Annotated in this window: 14 protein-coding genes and 1 pseudogene; 4 read left to right on the top strand and 11 right to left on the bottom strand. The window is 71.7% G+C overall.

All coding sequences use genetic code 11. The annotated features are described in order from the left end of the window. Positions 1-416, top strand: a 416-nt coding sequence (locus tag KV557_RS33835) for an amidohydrolase family protein (RefSeq protein ID WP_218205394.1), incomplete at its 5' end; no start/stop codon positions are given. Between the two features lie 2,009 nt (positions 417-2,425). Here KV557_RS33835 and KV557_RS33830 read toward each other — a convergent pair. From KV557_RS33830 to KV557_RS33820, 3 genes are all read right to left on the bottom strand, one after another. Further along, complete coding sequence (locus tag KV557_RS33830; protein ID WP_218205393.1) at positions 2,426-3,292, bottom strand: carbohydrate ABC transporter permease; 867 nt, start codon at positions 3,290-3,292, stop codon at positions 2,426-2,428. After that, a complete protein-coding gene (locus KV557_RS33825) occupies positions 3,289-4,266 on the bottom strand; it encodes a carbohydrate ABC transporter permease (protein WP_218205392.1) in 978 nt (325 codons plus the stop codon). The genes KV557_RS33830 and KV557_RS33825 overlap by 4 nt, the downstream gene beginning before the upstream one ends. Before the next feature lie 95 nt (positions 4,267-4,361). Then, positions 4,362-5,681: an ABC transporter substrate-binding protein gene (locus KV557_RS33820; RefSeq protein WP_308130203.1), complete on the bottom strand. Its 1,320-nt coding sequence runs from the start codon at positions 5,679-5,681 to the stop codon at positions 4,362-4,364. Positions 5,682-5,801: 120 nt separating this feature from the next. Between KV557_RS33820 and KV557_RS33815 the strand changes: the two genes are divergently transcribed. After that, positions 5,802-7,079: an ROK family transcriptional regulator gene (locus KV557_RS33815; RefSeq protein WP_218205391.1), complete on the top strand. Its 1,278-nt coding sequence runs from the start codon at positions 5,802-5,804 to the stop codon at positions 7,077-7,079. A gap of 162 nt (positions 7,080-7,241) precedes the next feature. On the opposite strand, the gene KV557_RS33810 is transcribed toward KV557_RS33815, so the two are convergent. The 5 genes and pseudogenes from KV557_RS33810 to KV557_RS33790 all read right to left on the bottom strand — a co-directional run bounded on the left by KV557_RS33810 (position 7,242) and on the right by KV557_RS33790 (position 12,639). Continuing rightward, complete coding sequence (locus KV557_RS33810) at positions 7,242-9,488, bottom strand: RICIN domain-containing protein (RefSeq protein ID WP_308130202.1); 2,247 nt, start codon at positions 9,486-9,488, stop codon at positions 7,242-7,244. Positions 9,489-9,599: 111 nt separating this feature from the next. Beyond that, positions 9,600-10,442, bottom strand: a complete 843-nt coding sequence (locus KV557_RS33805) for a class II fructose-bisphosphate aldolase (protein WP_218205390.1) — start codon at positions 10,440-10,442, stop codon at positions 9,600-9,602. Between the two features lie 49 nt (positions 10,443-10,491). Further along, positions 10,492-10,743, bottom strand: a pseudogene (locus KV557_RS33800) (PfkB family carbohydrate kinase); the annotation flags it as partial. Positions 10,744-10,840: 97 nt separating this feature from the next. Further along, positions 10,841-11,761, bottom strand: coding sequence for an ROK family protein (locus tag KV557_RS33795; RefSeq protein ID WP_218205389.1), 921 nt, complete (start codon positions 11,759-11,761; stop codon positions 10,841-10,843). Beyond that, entirely contained in the window at positions 11,758-12,639 is an 882-nt protein-coding gene (locus KV557_RS33790; protein WP_218205388.1) for an SIS domain-containing protein, read from the bottom strand. The genes KV557_RS33795 and KV557_RS33790 overlap by 4 nt, the downstream gene beginning before the upstream one ends. Positions 12,640-13,058: 419 nt before the next feature. Between KV557_RS33790 and KV557_RS33785 the strand changes: the two genes are divergently transcribed. After that, complete coding sequence (locus KV557_RS33785) at positions 13,059-13,682, top strand: LURP-one-related/scramblase family protein (RefSeq protein ID WP_218205387.1); 624 nt, start codon at positions 13,059-13,061, stop codon at positions 13,680-13,682. A gap of 454 nt (positions 13,683-14,136) precedes the next feature. Then, positions 14,137-15,681 (top strand): glycosyltransferase family 39 protein, encoded by a 1,545-nt coding sequence (locus KV557_RS33780; RefSeq protein ID WP_308130201.1) that lies wholly within the window; start codon positions 14,137-14,139, stop codon positions 15,679-15,681. 85 nt (positions 15,682-15,766) lie between these two features. Here the strand turns inward: KV557_RS33780 and KV557_RS33775 are convergent, their stop codons facing one another. From KV557_RS33775 to KV557_RS33765, 3 genes are all read right to left on the bottom strand, one after another. Further along, positions 15,767-16,831, bottom strand: a complete 1,065-nt coding sequence (locus KV557_RS33775) for a hypothetical protein (RefSeq protein ID WP_218205386.1) — start codon at positions 16,829-16,831, stop codon at positions 15,767-15,769. Positions 16,832-16,925: 94 nt separating this feature from the next. Continuing rightward, on the bottom strand, positions 16,926-17,816 hold the full coding sequence (locus KV557_RS33770) for an ABC transporter ATP-binding protein (protein ID WP_218205385.1): 891 nt from the start codon (positions 17,814-17,816) through the stop codon (positions 16,926-16,928). Beyond that, positions 17,813-18,238 (bottom strand): GntR family transcriptional regulator, encoded by a 426-nt coding sequence (locus KV557_RS33765; protein ID WP_218205384.1) that lies wholly within the window; start codon positions 18,236-18,238, stop codon positions 17,813-17,815. Before KV557_RS33765 ends, KV557_RS33770 begins: the two co-directional genes overlap by 4 nt. Positions 18,239-18,268 lie beyond the last annotated feature (30 nt).

Raw genomic sequence — 18,268 nt, 5'->3', positions numbered from 1 at the left:
TCGACCTCGCCTACAACACCGCCGGCGCCGACCGCGTCGCCCTGATCACCGACGCCATGGGCGCCGCCGGCATGGGCGACGGCCTCTACCCCCTCGGCCCCCTCCAGGTCCAGGTCAAGGACGGCGTCGCCATGCTGCCCGACGGCAGCTCCATCGCCGGCTCCACCCTCACCCTGGACGTCGCGTTCAAACGCTCGATCACCGTCAACGGCCTCACCCTCAACCAGACCGTCGAATCACTCTCCGCCACCCCGGCCCGCCTCCTCGGCCTCGGCGACACGATCGGCTCACTGGAGACCGGCAAGCTCGCCGACCTCGTCGTCGTCGACTCCGACACCTACGACCTCGCCGCCGTCATGCGCCATGGCCAATGGATCCTCGGCGGCGAGAACTTCCCGACCGTAAAACCCGGCTGATCGCCAGTCGGCCACCAGCCAACCCCGGTACGGGAGTTCACGGTCTGGCTCCACGACGCCGCCGGTCACGGCGACACCGATCGCCTCGGGCAACGCGAGCGGGGCGAGCAGCGTGGCCTCGGCGTGAGCGGGGTCGCCGGGAAGGTGCACCCGTACGCGGGCGGGGTCGGCGCTGCCGTTGGCGACGGCGAGCCGCCAGCCGTCCTCCGTGCGGGTGAGGTGCGGGATCAAGTGAGGGCCGCCGCTGACCAGCGGCAGGGTCGGGTGGTCGCCCTCCAGGTAGCGGACCATCGCGTGCAGCAGTCGCCGGCCGTCGTCGTCGCAGGGCAGGAGTTCGACGGCCGTAGCGGCCAACACCCCTACCCGGCCGCCGAGTTCGTTGGTGAAGACGCACCGGCCCGTTCCCCACACCTCCCGGTCCGGCGTACGGATCTCGGTCCAGACCTCGGCCCCGGCGGCCGGCCGCAGCCGCGCCAGCGCCGGCTGGACGTTGACGCTCAGCCAGGCGCCGTCGCTCTCGCCCGCCCCCGGGACGGAGAGCACGCGTTCCAACGCGTAGGGACCGGGCTCCGACGGGCTCTCGCGCTCGGCGAGCTCGACGACGCTGACGCCGAGCAGGTGCCCGAAGCCGCGCTCGCAGAGGATGTGCGCGGCCGTGCCGTCCAGCAGCAGGCCGTCGGCGAGCATCCGCCGCAACTCGGCGTCGTCGTACGACCAGGCGAGCCGTCCGAAGAGGACCCGCACCGGAGCGTCCTCGGCGGTGACCGGGACGCCGTAGCGCAGCAGGTAGTCCGCCGCGGGTCCCGGGTCGACGGCCAGCTCGGCGAGGTCGCCGCCACCTCTCGTACGAACCGACGCGGCGGCGTCCTCGCGCACCGGCAACGCCACACCGTGGGTGGATGCGTCGCGCGGCACGCGCTCGGCGATCCAGTCGAGCGCAGGGCGCGAGCGGCGCAGCAGGTCGGCGACGCGGGGGAAGCGCCCTGCCCGGCCGGACTGCATCGGATGGAGGTTGAGGAACAGCGCGTCCGATCCGGCGAGTTGGGCGGTGACCAGCTCCGACCAGGTCTGCGTGTCGGACTTGGACCAGGCGGTGTGCGGCCAGTTCTCGATCTCCGGTTCGCTGCGCACGTACCGGGGGCGCAGCGCGCGCTGTATCTCCAGCATCCAGACGGAAAAGCCGAGTTCACGCCCGGGTGCGTCGTCGTAACGGGCGAAGTGCGGCCGGTGGGAGACCTCGCCGTCAATGGCGAGTGCCTCGAACAGGGCCGGCCAGTCCCGTCCCTCCACCGAGTGGACGCCGGGCTCGGAGCTCATCAGGCCGAGCCGGGAGCGGCCCCCGGAGTGCTCGGCGACGGCCTGCGCCACGTCTGTGGCGACCTCCAACTGCACTGTACGCCAGACGTGTTGCAGCAGTGCGCGCCAGGGATGGGGGGCGCCGGGGGCGGTCACGGCGGCGACGACCTGCTCGCGGTTCACCCTCTCCCCCACCAGCTCGGCGAGCCGGTCGAGCATCAGCGGTTCGAAGCCGCCGCCCCACTCCAGTGGTGCGTGGTTGTGGTAGCGGAAGTCGTCCTCCAGCCAGACCACCCGGAAACCAAGGCCGGCGAAGCGGGCGTAGTGGGCGGTGATCCAGGACCGCCAGCGGGGGCACGCGAAGGACGCCTGGGCAGTGGCGACCGTGCCGTCCGGGCCGACCATGGGGGCGAAGCCGAGGCGGTCGGCCCGGCCGCGGTCGGCGTGGCCGGCGGTGACCCAGGGGTTGAGGCTGACGTCGAGGCCCGCCTCGCGCAGGATCGGCGCCGCGGTGGCGGCGGTGTCGTAGAGGCGGTCCTCGGCCGCGCCGAAGGGGTGCCCGGCGTAGAGCTCTTCGGCGCCGAGGAGGAGCACGACCTCGTCAACTCCCGCTTCCTGGCAGAACTTTGCCAGTTCGGCGGCCCGCTCGGCGGCATCCGGCGTGGGGTGGAGCTGGAACCTCAGGTGGTACCGGGCGGGCACGCGGAGCCTCCTCATTTGGTGCTGCCGGCGGTGAGGCCGGCGCGCCAGAAGCGCTGCAGGGACAGGAAGAGGATCACCAGGGGGACGGCGGAGACCATGGCCGCGGCGACCACGATGTTGAGCGGCACCGCGCCGGACCCGAGCGCCCGCTGGGCCTGCCAGCCGACGACCCCGACGGTCACCGGCTGCAGGTGATCGTCGGCGAGCATCAGGACGGGCAGCAGGTAGTTGGTCCAGATGGAGACGAACTGGAACAGGAAGATGGTGACCAGCGCCGGGGCCATCACCCGCAGCGCGATGGTGGCGAAGATCCGCAACTCTCCGGCGCCGTCGATCCGTCCGGCCTCGATGATCTCGTCGGGGACGGAGGCGGCGGCGTAGATGCGGGCCAGGTAGACCCCGAAAGGGCTGACCATGCCCGGCAGCAGGACCGCCCAGACGGTGTTGACCAGGTGGAGCTGGGAGAACATCAGGTAGAGCGGGACGGCCAGCAGCGGCTGCGGGACGAGCACGGCCGCGAGGACGCCGTTGAAGGTCAACTCCCGTCCGCGGAAACGGTACTTGGCCAGCGCATAGCCCGCCAGCGCGGAGATCAGGGTGCTGACGCCTGCGCCGCCCACCGCGTAGAGGGCGCTGTTGGCCAGCCACTCCCCGTAGATGCCGTCCTGGCGGGTGAACACCTGCTTCAGGTTGTCGAAGAGGGCGAAGTCGCCGAACCAGAAGCCGTTGCCGGAGAAGAGGCCCGAGCTGGTCTTCGTCGACGCGACCAGCAGCCACCACACCGGCGCGAGGAAGTAGACGGAGGCGACCAGCAGGACGCCCAGGACGAGCCAGCGGGAGGCCGGGCGGTGCCGGTCTTGAGTGGTGACGGTGCTCACAGGGCGGCTCCGCGGCGCTGGACGAGCTTGAGGAAGCCGAAGGAGAGCACGAACGCCAACAGCGCGAGCACGACCGACTCGGTGGCGGCGCCGTTGAAGTTGTTGGCGTCCACGGCGTTGTAGGCGGCGTAGATGGGGGTGTAGGTGCTGCTGAGGTTCGGGGCCACGTTGTGCAGGATCGCCGGCTCGTTGTAGAGCTGGGCAGTGCCGATGATGGAGAACACCGTGGTCAGCACGAGGGCCGGGCGGATCATCGGCACCTTGATCCGCCACGCGATGCCGAAGGCCGAGCAGCCGTCCATGACGGCGGCCTCGCTGAGCTCCGGCGGGATGGACTGCAGGGCGGAGTAGAGAATCAGCATGTTGTAGCCGGTCCAGCCCCAGGTCAGCATGTTGCCGATGGTCGGCCCGAGCATGCCGTCGGAGGTCAGGTTCAGGTGCAGGCCCAGGTGTTCCGCCGCGGCGGTGATCGGACTGAGACCCGGGGCGACCAGATAGGACCACATGATCGCGCCCACCACCCCGGGCAGGGCGTAGGGCAGGAAGAACGCCAGCCGGAAGAACCGCTTGAACATCGTCGACCTGGCGTCCAGCAGCAGCGCCAGGACCAGGGCGAGCAGCAGCATCAGCGGCACCTGGACCACGCCGATCAGCAGCACCCGCAGCAGGGAGCCGCGGAACTCCGGATCGCCCAGCACGGCGGCGTAGTTGGCGAGGCCGGCGAACGCCTGCGTGGGCGCCGTCAGGCCGAGGCCGGAGCGGTGCATCCGGAACAGGCTCTGGTGGACGGTGTACCCGATCGGCGCCAGGTACAGGGCCGTGAACAGCAGCAGGAACGGGGCCAGGAAGAGTCCGGCGGTGCGGCCCCGGCCGCGGGGTCGGGGACGGGGACGGGGGCGCGGGTGCCGGAGCGGCGGACGTCGCCGGGCGGGCTCGGCCTCCGGTACCGCCCGCCCGGTGGGAGCGGTGGTCATGGGGTTCTGCCTCTCGTCGATGGGCCGTCGGATCCGCGGGGCCAGGCGGTTTGACGGTTTGACGGTTCGTCAGGTAAGCGGTTCGTCAGGTTCCGTCAGCCCGCCGAGACGCTCAGGCCCTGCTGCTTCAGGCCGGCCACGGTCTTGCCCTGTACGTCGGCGAGCACGTTCGGCAGGATGGAGCCGCCGGTGCCGGCCTTGCCGAGCCCGTCGCCGAGGTCGGTGGAGGTCTGGGTCATGGTGGGGCCCCACTGCCAGTCGGTGGTGATGTGGGCGCTCTCCGCCTTGAAGACATCGAAGACGACCTGGCCGCCGTAGAACGGGTCGGGCTGGGCGAGCGCGGGGTTGGCCAGGGCCGAGGTGGCGGCCGGGTAGATGCCGGTGACCTTGATCAGGTCGGCGACGCTGTCGGCGTCCGTGCTCATCCAGGTGGCGAACTCGGCGGCCTCCTTGGCGTGGGTGCAGCCCTTGAGGACCGCGGTGGCCGAGCCGCCGTCGTTGCCGTACACGGGGTTGCCCGCGTCCCACACCGGCATCGGGGCGACCGCCCACTGCCCGGCGCCGCTCTTGACGCTGCTCGCGATGATCGGGGCGGCCCAGACGGCGTTGACGTCCGAGAGGATCTTGCCGTCCGCCATGTCGCTGTAGAGCGAAGGGTCGTAGCTCGGGTCGGCCTTGAGCAGCTTCTTGTCCAGCAGGTCCTGCCAGTAGCCGGCCACCTTCCGGTTGGCGGCGCTGTCGAGGCTCACCTGCCATGTGTCGCCGCTCGTGCCGAACCACTTGGCGCCCGCCTGCCAGGCGAGCCCGGCGTAGTTGTAGGCGTCGTTGCCGAAGTTGCCGAGGTAGGCGCTCGGGTCGGCGGCGTGCACCTTGGCGGCGTCGGCGGCGTACTCCTCCCAGGTGGCCGGTGGCGTGGTGATGCCGTACTTGGCGAAGAGGTCCTTGCGGTAGTAGAGCGCCATCGGCGCGGTGTCGACCGGGATGCCGTAGGTGTGGTCGGCGATGGTGACCTGCCGCCAGGTCCAGTCGGCGAACTGCGGCTTGGCGTCGGCGGTGTACTTCGTGATGTCGGTGAGGGCGCCGGCGGCTGCGAAGCTCGGCAGGGTCTCGTAGCCGACCTGGGCCAGGCACGGGGCGTTGCCGGCCTTGGCGGCGGTGAGCATCTTGGTGTAGCCGCCCTTGGTGCCGGACGCGGTCTTGGCGAAGGTGACCCGGATGTTCGGGTGGCTTCGGTTGAACCGGTCCACCACCTGGTCGTATCCGGGGGCCCAGCCCCAGAAGTCGAGGGCGACGGGGCCCGAGGCGGAACCCTTGCTGCCAGTGGAGTCGCCGGCGGACGAGCAGCCGGCCAGGAGGGTCGATGCGGTGGCGATCGCTATCGCTGCGGCGAGGGGGCTGGTGGATCTGGCCTTCACGTGCGTCTCCTCCGTTGGGGGGAACGGGCGGGGGAACGGGCGCCATGGCGAATTCGTTCGGTTATTGTTTGAACTAACTCTGCTAAAGTCAAGAGCAGTGGCACGCGAGAGGAGCGATCGGTGGGGTCAGCACTGGACGGGACCGGCGTGCGGAGACTCGCGATGGCGGGACCGGCCGTCGCCCGGGACCGCTCCTCGTCCCGCCGGGCGAACCTGGGCATGGTTCTGCGGCTCCTGCGCGACGAAGGCCCGCGCAGCCGGGCCCGGATCGCCGACGACACCGGCCTGCCCAAGGCGACCGTCTCCAACCTGACCGCGGAACTCCTCGACGGCGGCCTGATCCGCGAGGGCGAGGCCGAGCGGGACCGCGGCACGGTCGGCCGGCCCGGCCAGGCGGTCGAGATCGACGGCACCGGCGTCCACGGCATCGGCGCCGAGATCAACGTCGACTACGTCAGCGTCCTCGCGCTCAACCTCACGGGCGAGGTCACCGCCGAGGAACGGATCCCCTTCGACGTGCGGGCCGCCGGCCGCCCCGACGCCGTCCTCGACACCACCGCCCGGCTGATCACCCGCAGCATCGACCGGCTCCACCGCACCGGGGGACGCGTCGTCGGCGTCACCCTGGCCACACCGGGCACGATCGACCTGAACACCGGCACCGTGAGCTACGCCCCCAACATCGGCTGGAGCGACGTCCCGGCGCTCGACGGCCTGCGCGAGCGACTCGGGCCCGCCGCCCCCGAACTGCACCTGGAGAACGACGCGAAGCTCGGCGCCCTGGCCGAGTACGTCCAGGCCTCGGCCGCGAACGTCCGCGACCTGGTCTACGTCACGGGCCAGACCGGCGTCGGCGTCGGCATCATCGCCGGCGGGCAGCTGCTGCGCGGCGTCGGCGGCTACGCGGGCGAGGTCGGCCACCTCCAGCTGGTGCCGTCCAAGCAGCTGTGCCCCTGCGGACGCCGCGGCTGCTGGGAGACCACGATCGGTCGCGGGGCCCTGCTGCGCTACGCCGCGGACCCCGGCGACATGGTGTGGGACCCCTTGGTCGACCTCGAACGCCGGCTCACCGAACTGCGCACTCGCGCGGGCGCCGGGGATCCCCGCACCCTGGACGCGCTCCGGCGCATCGCCGACAACCTGGCCCCCGGGCTCGCCCTGCTGGCCGACATCCTCAATCCGCGACTGATCGTCCTCGGCGGGCACTTCGCCTTCTTCGGCGAGTACCTGATCGACAGCGTGACCGCGCAGGTGCGCGAGCGGGTGATGGCGCCGAACGCCGGCGGCTGCGAGATCGTCCTGTCGGACATCGGCCTCACCGGCACCGCGCGCGGGGGCGCACTGCTCGCCCTCGACGCCGTCTACCAGGATCCGGTGCGTGCCATGAGCCGCGACTGAGGCCCCCGTACGTTTGATTCGTTTGAATCCCGATGAATCATTTGATTCGGTTGAATCGTTTGAATCCCGACCGAATTAATCGACGCTGACAGGCGACGGGAAGGGCCCCTGGAAACCGCCGAGGTCTCCCGCGGGCCCTTCCCGTCGTGGCTGGACGGGACGTCAGCCGATCGCCCAGCGCTGGAGCGCCGAACCGGTGTCGGGCTGCTGGGTGACGAGGGCGCCGTCGCCCGTCGAGGCGGTGGTCAGGAGCAGACCGCTCTTCTGCGAGGCGAACGTGTAGCCGCCGCCCGTCCCCGGGGTGACCGTCCACCGCTGGTTGGCGGCGCCGGTGCAGGCCCACTGGATCACCTCGGCACCGGCCGAGGACGAGCCTCCGCTGACGTCCATGCAGAGCTTCGACTCACCGTTGGCGATCTGGTAACTCCCGTCCGACTGGCGGGTGAAGACCCAGGTCTGGTTCGCACCCCTGTTGGGGGTCCAGGTGATGAGCTGGGTGCCCTGGCTGGTGGAGTGCCCTGGATCGTCCAGCGCCTTGCCCGCGGCCTGCACGGTGTGGGTGCCGTCGAGCCCTGAGCCCGCCGTCCCGGTGGCCGTCAGCGTCAGGACCTGCTCGGCGGCGGTCCGCGCACCGCCCACGGGAGTCCCGGTCGTGTCGGTCCAACTCCGGGCGGGCGTAGTCTCGGTGAGCCGCCCCGCCGTCGCGGAGAGACCGAGGACGAGCCCGCTGTAGCGGTTCACGATCCGCAGCGCACCGCCACCGCCGGGCGCCGTCACGGGGACGAGGAACCACTGCTGGCCGACGGTCGCTCCACCCGCAGGGACAGCCCCGACGGTGGGCCGGGCTCCCCACGAACGGCCCACCGTGGCACCCGAGTCGACCCCGAGTAGCTGCCCGGAGGCGGCGTTGGCGATCCGGTAGGACCCGTCGCCGTTGGCCGCGAAGGCCCAGGACTCCGCCGGGGAGCCGGTCGCCGCCGCCACGGAGGTGGTGGCCGAGCCGCCGGGGACCTGGGCGAGGACCCGGCCGTCGCCGTTGGCGATCCGGTAGGTCCTGCTCACGTCCACGGGGGCCTGGGCGGGAGCGGAGGAGTCGATCGTGACGTTCACGTACTCGCCGGACGCGCCGCCGGAGCAGCCGAACGCGCAGTAGGTGCGGAAAGTCCTGCCGACGATCGCGGAGTTGGTCCGGTTGGCGCCGTCCAGGAACCACCGGTACCAGGAGGCCGTGTGGTAGCTCCCGCTGTCGCCGATCGGCACCCACTTCTGGGTGGCGAGGTCCGCGGTGGCGTAGTAGCGCTGGGGCGCGTTGCCGCTCTGGTCGACGGCCTGCGGTTCGCCGATGTACAGCCCGAGGTAGGCGTTGTACGTCACGTCCATGACGAACAGCGGCGAGGTCGGGGGCATCGTGCCGGCCGCGATCTGCTGCGCCGCCGTCCCGGGGTTGGCCGGGTCGTACTCGGCCGCGGTCGGGGTGTAGCCGGTGGGGTTGGTGGCGTCGGCCGGCACCATGTTGCTCTCCCGGCCGCCCTGCCCGGGCTCGGACCACGCGCCGTCGTACCACTTCTGCCACGAGCCGGGCGCCATCTTCGACGCGATCGGCGCGCGGGCCACGTGCTCGTGGAAGGCCTTCCAGCCGCCGCTCTTGTCGACGATCCGCGAGCCGTAGAAGACGTAGAAGTACCCGGACGCGGTGTCCACCAGCAGCCGCTGGTCGCCGTCGCCGTAGTAGTACGTCTCGTTGGGGAACTGGGCGGTGTCGCCGCGGTCGGTGCTGTACGGCGAGGTGATGGCGTGGTCCTTGATCGCCCAGGTGCGTCCCTGGTCCGTGGAGACCGCGTAGTCGATCGCGTCGTAGTGGAGCCCGTCACCGAAGGGCTGCGGGGTGAACTCGTTGTGCACGAGCCCGTACCAGTCGCCGGTGTCGGGATCGACCCAAATCCCGGACAGATCACAGTAGTTCTTCTGCGCGTAGCCGCTGCCGCCGCCCGCGGACGTCGCCCCGCGGCCGGTGGGGCTGTTGTTGCAGCGCCAGGTCGTGTCGTTGTTCCGGTCGGCGGGGTTGGCCGGGTTGACGGCGTCGCTGACGGCGCTCGACCGGGTGGCGGTGTCGAAGTCGGGACCGGTGAAGAAGTCCCAGTAGCGCGGGTCGTTCGCGCCGTAGAGGGCGGCCGACTGCTGGAAGTAGAAGGTTCCGTCCTTGTCGACGTACGGGACGGCCGGGGTGTCGGTCGGGTGTGTGTAGGGGGCGGGGGCGCCGACGGTGACCGTGTAGGTCGGGGTGGCGGTGGAGGCCGGGGTGGCGGCGCGCGGCCCGGCGGCTGCGGCGTTGGAGCTCGTCGCCGTGGCGAGCAGCACGGTGGCGGCCGTCAGCGCGGCGGCGAGTATGCGGGGTGGGGGCAGGGGCACGGGTACTCCTCTTCGACGCGTGCGATGTTTCAAATCGCCCACTTGGAGGCTGAATCGCGCAACTTTGAACAGGATGGGTGGGCAGAACAGTGGCAGCGAGCATCACTGAAGTCAAGGGTTCACGGCGCGCAGCACCCCGAGCAGGCGGGCGACCTCGTCGGTGACCGAGGCCCGGCCGGCGCCCAGGTAGCGGCGGGTGTCCACCAGGTCGTGCTCACCGGCGAGGCACGCGCGCACGGCCGCGGTGAAGACCTTGTTGAGGTGGGTCGCGATATTCACCTTCGTCATGCCGTGCTCGACGGCGGCGGTCAGATGGCCGTCGGCGACTCCGGAGGAGCCGTGCAGGACCAGAGGCACCGGGACCGCCCCGTCGAGCACGGCGATGAGGTCCAGGTCGAGGACGGCGTCGCGGGTCAGCATGGCGTGCGAGCTGCCGACCGCGACGGCCAGGGCGTCCACCCCCGTGCTCGCCACGAAGGCCGCGGCTTCGCCCGGGTCGGTACGGGCACCGGCGGCGTGGACGCCGTCCTTGCCGCCGACCTCGCCCAGTTCGGCCTCGACCCAGACGCCGTCCGCGTGGCAGCGGGACACGACCTCGGCGGTCGCCCGGACGTTGGCGTCGTAGGCGAGCGCGGAGGCGTCGAACATGACGGAGGTGAAGCCGAGCTGGACGGCTTCGCGGACCAGCTCGGCGGAGGTCGCGTGGTCGAGATGGAGCGCCACCGGGACATCGGCGGCCCGGGCCACCGCGAGCGCCGCCCGGCCGATCGGGGCGAGCGCGCCGTGGTAGCGCACGGCGTTCTCGCTGATCTGCAGGACCACCGGCGCCCCGGCCCGCTCCGCTCCGGCGACGATCGCCTCGGCGTGCTCCAGCTGGATGACGTTGAAGGCGCCGACCCCGCGTCGGCTCCGGGCGGCGGGCTCGACGATCGAGCCGGTGGCTACGAGGGGCATGGTTCTCCTTGAGGGCCGGAGGGTGGTGCGGGGTGCGCCGGGTCGTCCCCGCGATCGGGACGAGCTCGTCGCGCAGCCCGGCAGCCGCGAGGTCGGCCCGCAGGGCGTCCCCGGTGGCACCGCCGGCCAGGCCGGTGACGACCGCGTCATGGCCGAGCGCGGCGAGCACGCGGGCGACGTTGATCCCCTTGCCGCCGGCCCGTTGGGCCACGGAGGCGACTCGGTTGCTGCCGCGGTGGGTTACGCGGTCGAGACGGTAGGTGACGTCGACTGCTGCGTTGAGGGTGACGGTGAGGATCACCGCGCACCTCCGGACGCGGGGCCGGCGCCGGGACAGGCGGCCCGGTGGGCCGCGGAGTGCGCGACGTCCACCGCCGCGTTGAGAGAGACGGTCACGATCACCACGCACCTCCGGACACCAAGCCGAACGCCAGCAGCGCCGCACCCAAACAGCCCGCCTGGTCGCCGAGTTCGGCCCGGAGCAGCCGGGGCGGCGGGCGGAACGCCAGGCGGTCGACGAGTTCCCGGCGCAGTGGGCCGAGCAGGTCCTCGCCGGCCTCGGCCAGGCCGCCGCCGATCACGATCCGCTCGGGGTCGAGCAGCACGGTGGCGGCGGCCAGGCCGTCGGCGAGCGCGTGCACGGCCTCGGCCCAGATGCGTGCGGCCTCGTCCTCACCCTCGGCCGCGCGCCGGTGCACCTCCTCGGCGGTGACGCCCCGGCGGCCGGTGGCCTGCCCGTAGCGGCGGGCGACGGCGCCGGCGGAGGCGACGGTCTCCAGGCAGCCCCGGCCGCCGCAGGCGCAGCGGTCGCCGCCGGGCCGCACGGTGAGGTGGCCGAGTTCGCCGGCGGCCCCGAGGGCACCGGTCAGGAGCTGGCCGTCGGTCAGTACGGCGGCCGCGATGCCGGTGCCGACCGGGACGAAGAGGAGGGAGTCGCTGCCGCGTCCCGCACCGAGGCGGGCCTCGGCGAGGCCGCCGGCGCGGACGTCGTGGCCGAAGGCGACCGGGAGGGCGAGGTGTTCGGCCAGCCGGTCACGGATCGGGACGTCGTGCCAGCCGAGGTTGACGGCGCGGACGGCGGTCCCGGTGGCCTCGTCGACCAGGCCGGGGACGACGATCCCGGCCGCCCGGGGCGGACTTCCGGCGTCCCGGGCGAGACCGGCGAGTTCGGTGGCGCAGCCGAGGACGGTGTCGAGGACGGCTTCGGGGCCCCGCTCGGGCCGGGTGAGCCGGCGTGCGGTCTGCAGGACCGTACCGTCGTCGGCGACGACGGCACCCTTGAGTTCGGTGCCGCCGACGTCGAGGGCGATGACGGTCACGGCTGGGCGAGGATGATCGAGCGGGTCAGGTTGCGCGGCCGGTCGGGGTCCAGGCCGCGGGCCCCGGCCAGGGCGACGGCGAGCCGCTGGGCGCGGATCAGCTCGGCCAGCGGGTCCAGACCGGAGCGCACGACGGTGGCTCCGGTGGCGCGGACCTGGTCGACCAGGCCGGCCGGCGGCTCGCCGAAGAACCAGACGACGCGGCCGGGGGCGCTGATGCTGACCGGGCCGTGCCGGTACTCCATGGCCGGGTAGGACTCGGTCCAACTGCCCGAGGCCTCACGGAGCTTGAGGGCCGCCTCGTGGGCGAGGCCGACCGTCCATCCGGTGCCCAGGAAGGTGAACTGCTCGGCGGCGACTGCGCCTTCGGGCAGTTCCTCCTCGACGGCCCGGCGGGCCTGGTCGGGCAGGTCGGCGGCGGCGAGGGCGAGGTGGCCGCGCAGCAGGGTCAGGGTGGTGGTGGCGAAGCGGGTCTGCACGACGGACTTCTCGTCGGCGAAGGAGAGGTCCACGACGGTGCCGGCCGCGGTGGCGACGGGCGTGTCGAGGTCGCCGGTGATCGCCGTCGTGGCGGTGCCCGAGGTTTGCCGGGTTCGCCGGAGGGCGTCGAGCACCTCGGTCGTGGTGCCGGAGCGGGTGATCGCGAGCACCCGGTCGTACCGGCGGGCCGCAGGGAAGGCGGAGGCGGCGAAGGCATCGGTCTCGCCGAGGCCCGCGTCCTCGCGCAGGGCGGCGTAGGCCTGCGCGATGTACAGGGAGGTGCCGCAGCCCACTACGGCGACGCGCTCACCCGGTTCGGGGAGGCCTTCGGGCTTCAACTCCAGTGCCTGGGACCAGCATTCGGGCTGGGTGGCGATCTCCGCGGCGACGTGGGACATCGAGCCTCCTGCACAAAGTTGCGTGGGCGTGATTGAATATGAGCAAAAGATAGAGCATTCACGCACTCTTGAACACCAGGGGTTCCCGCGAGCCGACCGCGTGGGTCCGCCGCGGTCATGAAGCGGTCCAGGTCGGGGGCGCTGAAGATCATGCCGCCTTCGGCCCAGGGCCAGGGGCTCCGCTCGGTCACGTCCTCGGGGTGCGAGGTGCCGTCGGGGTCGGTGGCGGTCAGGGTCCACCCCGGCCACCGCACCGCGCAGCTGCCACACCTTGGCTGACCTGCGACAAGTCCGTGGGCAAAGGCCTGCTCTTCCCTCTGTGCAGATTGTGCAACAGACCCTTGACGGACCTGTCGGCCGCTCGGATCCCGTCCCTAAGATCATCCCCGCAACGCACCTCACAGGGGACGAGAGAACACATGAGCAACGAGTTCGGCGGCCTGCTCGGCATCGCGCAGCAACTGTTCAGCGACACGCCGCAGCAGGGCCACGGCGAGCAGCACGACAACTTCCTGATGGACCTGGGCCAGAAGCTGATGAACGGCCACCAGCCCGTGCCGGCGGGCGTCGTCTACGACATCGACGAGAAGTTCTTCTCCCCCACCCACGACTTCTGGATCAAGCGCAACGGTGAGCGCGTCTTCCAGGTCGACGAGAAGATGTTCAGCTTCAGCGGTGCGATCGCCCTCCAGGACGTCGAGGGCAACGAGCTGTACCGGATCTCCGAGAAGATCATGACGCTCCGCGACATCCGCTACATCAAGCGGGGCGAACAGACCATCGCCACCGTGAAGAAGGCGCTCTTCTCGCCGCTGGTCTACAAGTTCACCGTGACCTTCGAGAACGGTGCCGAGATCCACGTCACCGGCAACATCACCGACCACCAGTACGCCATCACGTACGGCGAGCAGGAGATCGCGCACATCTCCCGCGAGTGGTCGCTGCTGAGCGAGCACTACTCGGTCAAGATCGTCCCCGGCCAGGACGACGCGCTGCTCCTCACCATCGCCGCCTGCGCCGAGGCCATGGTGCTCGACGACTGATCCGTCCGCTGATCCGGACGCTGCTCCGCCCTTCGCCGGGACTGCCTTGACCATGGTGCCAAGGCCGTCCCGGCGTCGGCGTGTTGGGCTCAGCGCGCCTCGTCAGCGCGTGGCCGGCTCGCGCGTGAAGGCGTGGTCGATGTTCTCCTCGACCCAGCTGCGCAGGCTGTTGAGCGGGATGGCGGCGCTCTCGCCGAGCGAGGTGAGGGCGTACTCGACGTGCAGAGGCCCTCGGGTTCGAGCTGCCCGCGAACTGACCGCGCAGCCCCGGATCGCGAAGCCCCACCGCCGGGTCCGGGCCGCGCGGGCAACCGCACGGCCCGGACCCGTCGACCGACCACCTCCCCCCCTCGAAGACTCGGCGACAACTCCATCCCGCCACACAGGAAGTCGGCCCGCCCGACTTTCCCCGCGCCCCTTCCCGCGCCGCGTCCGCTCCTGTCACACTCGCGCCGTGGACATTCGGGGGGATGGGCCAGGCCGCGAGGCCGAGCCCGACAACGCGCACGCGCCGGGACTGCCCGGCTTCGCCGCCGGGCCGGTCCTCGCCGTGGCGGCCGCGGTCGCCGGGTTCGAGGTCCTGCTCTCCGGCCGGTACGGGTTCCACCGCGACGAGCTGTACTTCCTCGTCGCCGGCCGCCATCCGGCCTGGGGGTACATCGACCAGCCGCCGCTCACCCCGCTGCTCGGCCGCGGTTCGGTGGCCCTTTTCGGCGACAGTCCGACCGGTCTGCGCCTGGTGTCGGCCCTGCTCTGCGCCGTCACCGTCGTCCTGGTCGCGCTGCTCGCCCGGGAGTTCGGCGCCGCTCGGGGCGGCCAGGCCCTTGCTGCCGCCTGTGCGGCCTGCTCGGCGATGGTGCTGGCGGTCGGACATATGCTCTCCACCGTCACCTTCGACCTGCTCGCCTGGCTGGTCGTCAGCCTGCTGACGCTGCGGCTGCTGCGCACCGGGGACGGACGGTGGTGGCTCGCCGTGGGTGCGGCGACCGGGGTCGCGCTGCTCAACAAGGACCTGGTGCTGCTGCTCGTCGTCGTCCTGGTGCCTGCCATCTGGGTGGCCGGCCCGCGCCGGGTGCTGCGCGGGTGGTGGCCGGTGGCGGGGGCGCTCGTCGCAGTGGCCGTCGTGCTGCCCAACCTGTGGTGGGAGGCCGCCCACGGCTGGCCGCAGCTGACCGTGGCCGCCGGCATCAGCGACAAGGACGGCATCGCCAACCGCCTCACCTTCGTGCCGATGCAGCTGCTCTACCTCTCCCCCGTGCTCATTCCGATCTGGGTCACCGGATTCCGCCGACTGCGCCGCGCCCCCGAACTGCGCTGGGCCAGAGCCTTCGCGGTCGCCTACCCCGTGATCTGCCTCGTGGTGCTGGCCAGCGGCGGCAAGCCGTACTACGCGCTCCCGCTCCTGCTGGTGCTGACGGCCGCCGGTTGCGAACCGACGGTTCAGCGCCTCCAGGCCCCCGCACCGGACTCGTCCCGCCGGTGGGCCAGGTTCGCGGCCTGGCTGGCGGTGGGCGCGCTGGCGAACGTGGTCATCACCCTGCCGGTGCTGCCGGCCCGCCTGCTGCCGGCGGTGACCTGGATCTACCCCGAGCAGGGCGAGCAGGTCGGGTGGCCCGAACTGGCTGCCGCCGCGGGCACGGGCTGGGCCGCCGTCCCGCCCGAACTCCGGTCCCGGGCAGTGGTGTTCGCCTCCAACTACGGCGAGGCCGGCGCCCTCGCCCGGTACGGCGCCCACTACGGCCTGCCCGTCCCCTACTCCGGCCACATGTCCTTCGCCGACTGGGGTCCACCCCCGGACACCGCCGACGGTCCGGTGGTGCTCCTCCACCCGGCCAAGTACCCGGCCGTGGAGCGATACTTCACCGCCTGCCACCAAGTCGCCCAGGTCGACAACGGCCACGCCCTCCCCAACCAGGAGCAGCACGCCCCGATCCTCCTCTGCACCGGCACCACCGCCCCCTGGTCCGTCCTCTGGCCGCAGCTGCGCCATTACTACTAAAGCCACGTACGACTGGGTCCACGTACGACCAGGTCTGCGCGAGGGCCCCGGGCTTCGGCGTCCGGGGCTCCCCGTCAAGCGCTTCTCACATCGTCGTACGGCCCTTGCGGACGATCCACCACGTCACCACCAGCGAGGCGACGAGCATGGTGAGGTTGAAGCCGTTCTCGATCAGGTGGAAGGTGCCGAGGCGGCTCGCAGGCTGGTAGCTCTGCTGGATGCCGACCAGGTCATGCTGCTTGAGGCAGGCCACGAACGCGTTGTCCTTGCCGTCGGGAATGCTGCCGCACCACTGGCTCATCACCTCCTTGTAGGCGTGGGTGTGCCCGGCCGTATCGAGGAAAGGGCCGTTGCCGCCGTCCAGCAGCAGGTCGTTCGGGACGGGCTGCAGTGGGTCGCCCGCCGTCACCACATGCCGGCCGGCCTCCAGCGAGCGGGTCGACGTCAGTGGCGTCATGAAGTGCGGCCGCAGCTGCACCATCAGCACCGTCCGCCCGATGAACGCGCCGAGGACGACCGCCAGCGCGGGCAGCGTACGCCGCAGCACCGCACCCGCCGCCACGCCGAACATCATCCATGCCAGTGCCAGCGTGAGCGGCAGCCAGCCGCCCGCCTGGAAGAGCGCCCCGTCGAACAGGCTGGTGCGGTCGGCGAGATGGGCGAGCCCGGCGACGTGTTCGGCCTCACCGGCCAGCGCCGTGGCGAGGGCCGCGACGATGACGCCGAGGATGGTGAGCTTGCCGAGCAGCCAGCGCAGCGGGCTGATGTCCTGGGACCAGGCGAGCATCAACGTCCGCTGCTCGTACTCCCTGGCGAGCACCGGCACGCCCAGGAACAGGCCGAGCAGCACCGGCAGGAAGACCACCGTGTTCAGCTGGTAGCCCGCGTACACCGCGGCATGGCTCAGCCGCGACGCCCGCTCGTCGGTGATCGCCTTCGAGCAGTCCGGTCCGGTGCACAGGTCGAGCGCACTCTGGATCTCCGAGGCGTTGACGACCATCCAGATCAGCATCGCCGCCGAGACGACGGTGGCGATGAGGATCTGCCAGCGGTGCTGACGCCAGGTCAGCCAGAGCATCCCGCGCCAGAAGTCGCGCCGCACGACGGGCGCAGGCCGGGCGGCCGGGGCGGAGATCGTCTCGCTGCTCATGCGCCCACCCCGCTTCGCGCGTCGCTTCGTACGGTTCGCTCGGCAGGCGCTTCGTGCAGCGCGCGCCCCTTGATGGTGAACCCGCTCCGCTCGTTCACAGGCCGACCTCCCCGATCGAGGTCTTCAGGTAGGCGAGCACGATGTCCTCCAGGGAGACGGAGTGGCTGGTCCAGCCGGGAACGTCGATGTGCGTCGCGGGCCCCAGCAGCGTCCTGACGACGAAGGTGGACTGGCGGTCCGTGTGGTGCTCGTGGACGACGGTGCCGTCGAGCGGCGGCCGGTCGGCGCGCGGCCCGGTGACGCGGGCATGCCGCGCCAGGAGTTCCTCGACGTCGCTGTCGACGATGTTGCGCCCGTGCGAGAGGAGGAGCAAGTAGTCGCCCACGCCCGCGAGTTCGGCGACAACGTGGGTGGACAGGACGACCGTCATCCCGGTCTCGGCGACCTCGCCGAGGAGTTCGCCGGTGACCGCGTTGCGGGCGACCGGGTCGAGGTTGGCGAGCGGTTCGTCGAGCAGGAGCAGCGACGGGCAGGCGCCGAGGGCGACGGCGAGCGCGACCTGCGCCTGCTGGCCGCCGGAGAGCTTGTCGCAGCGGCGGTCGACCGGAATGTGGAAGCGCTCCAGCCAGGACAGGGCGCGGTGCTGGTCCCACACGTGGTTGGTGTGACGCCCGAAGTTGAGCATGTCGGTGACGCTGAAGTTGCGGTACAGCGGCTTGTCCTGCGAGAGGAGGACGACGCGGCTGCCGGCCGGGCCGTCGCCGCCGACGCGGAACTCGCCGGACGTCGGTTTGAGCATGCCGCTGATGATGCTCATCAGCGTCGACTTGCCGGCACCGTTCGCCCCGACGAGGGCGACGACGCCGCCCGCCGGGAGGGTGAACGTGCAGTCGTCCAGGGCCTTGAGGCCGCGGTAGTGCTTGCTGAGGCCGCGGGCCTCCAGCGCGATCCCGGCGCGGGCGCCGAGGTCCTCGGCGAGGGTCATGCGCCGACCTCCCTGTGCTGCCCAGTGGCGGCGCGCTCGGCCGCCGCCGGCTCCTCCGCAAGGACGGACGTGACCAGAGCCTGCACGTCCTCGTCCTCCAGCCCGGCCTGGCGCGCCTCCGCGACCCAGCGCAAGAGGCCGGTGCGCAGCCGCGCCATGTCGTGCGGTTCGACGGCGCCGAGCGAGCCGGAGACGAACGTCCCCGAGCCCTGGCGCGCCTCGACGAGCCCGAAGTGCTCCAGCTCGCGGTAGGCCTTGAGCACGGTGTTCGCGTTGATCCGGCAGGAGACGACGACGTCGCGCACGGCCGGGAGGCGATCGCCGGTCTGGAGCAGTCCCAGCCGCAGCGCCTCTCGTACCTGCTGCACGATCTGCGCGTAGGCCGGGACGCTGCCCGTCCGGTCCACGTGGAATTCGATCACTGGGCGACCCCCTGTGGTCCGTGGAACGCA

The organism is Kitasatospora aureofaciens (genome assembly GCF_019192735.1).
Classification (GTDB): Bacteria; Actinomycetota; Actinomycetes; order Streptomycetales; family Streptomycetaceae; genus Kitasatospora; species Kitasatospora aureofaciens_A.
The sequence above is the reverse complement of the archived record's forward strand: the minus strand, read 5'-3'. Positions and strand labels throughout refer to the sequence as shown.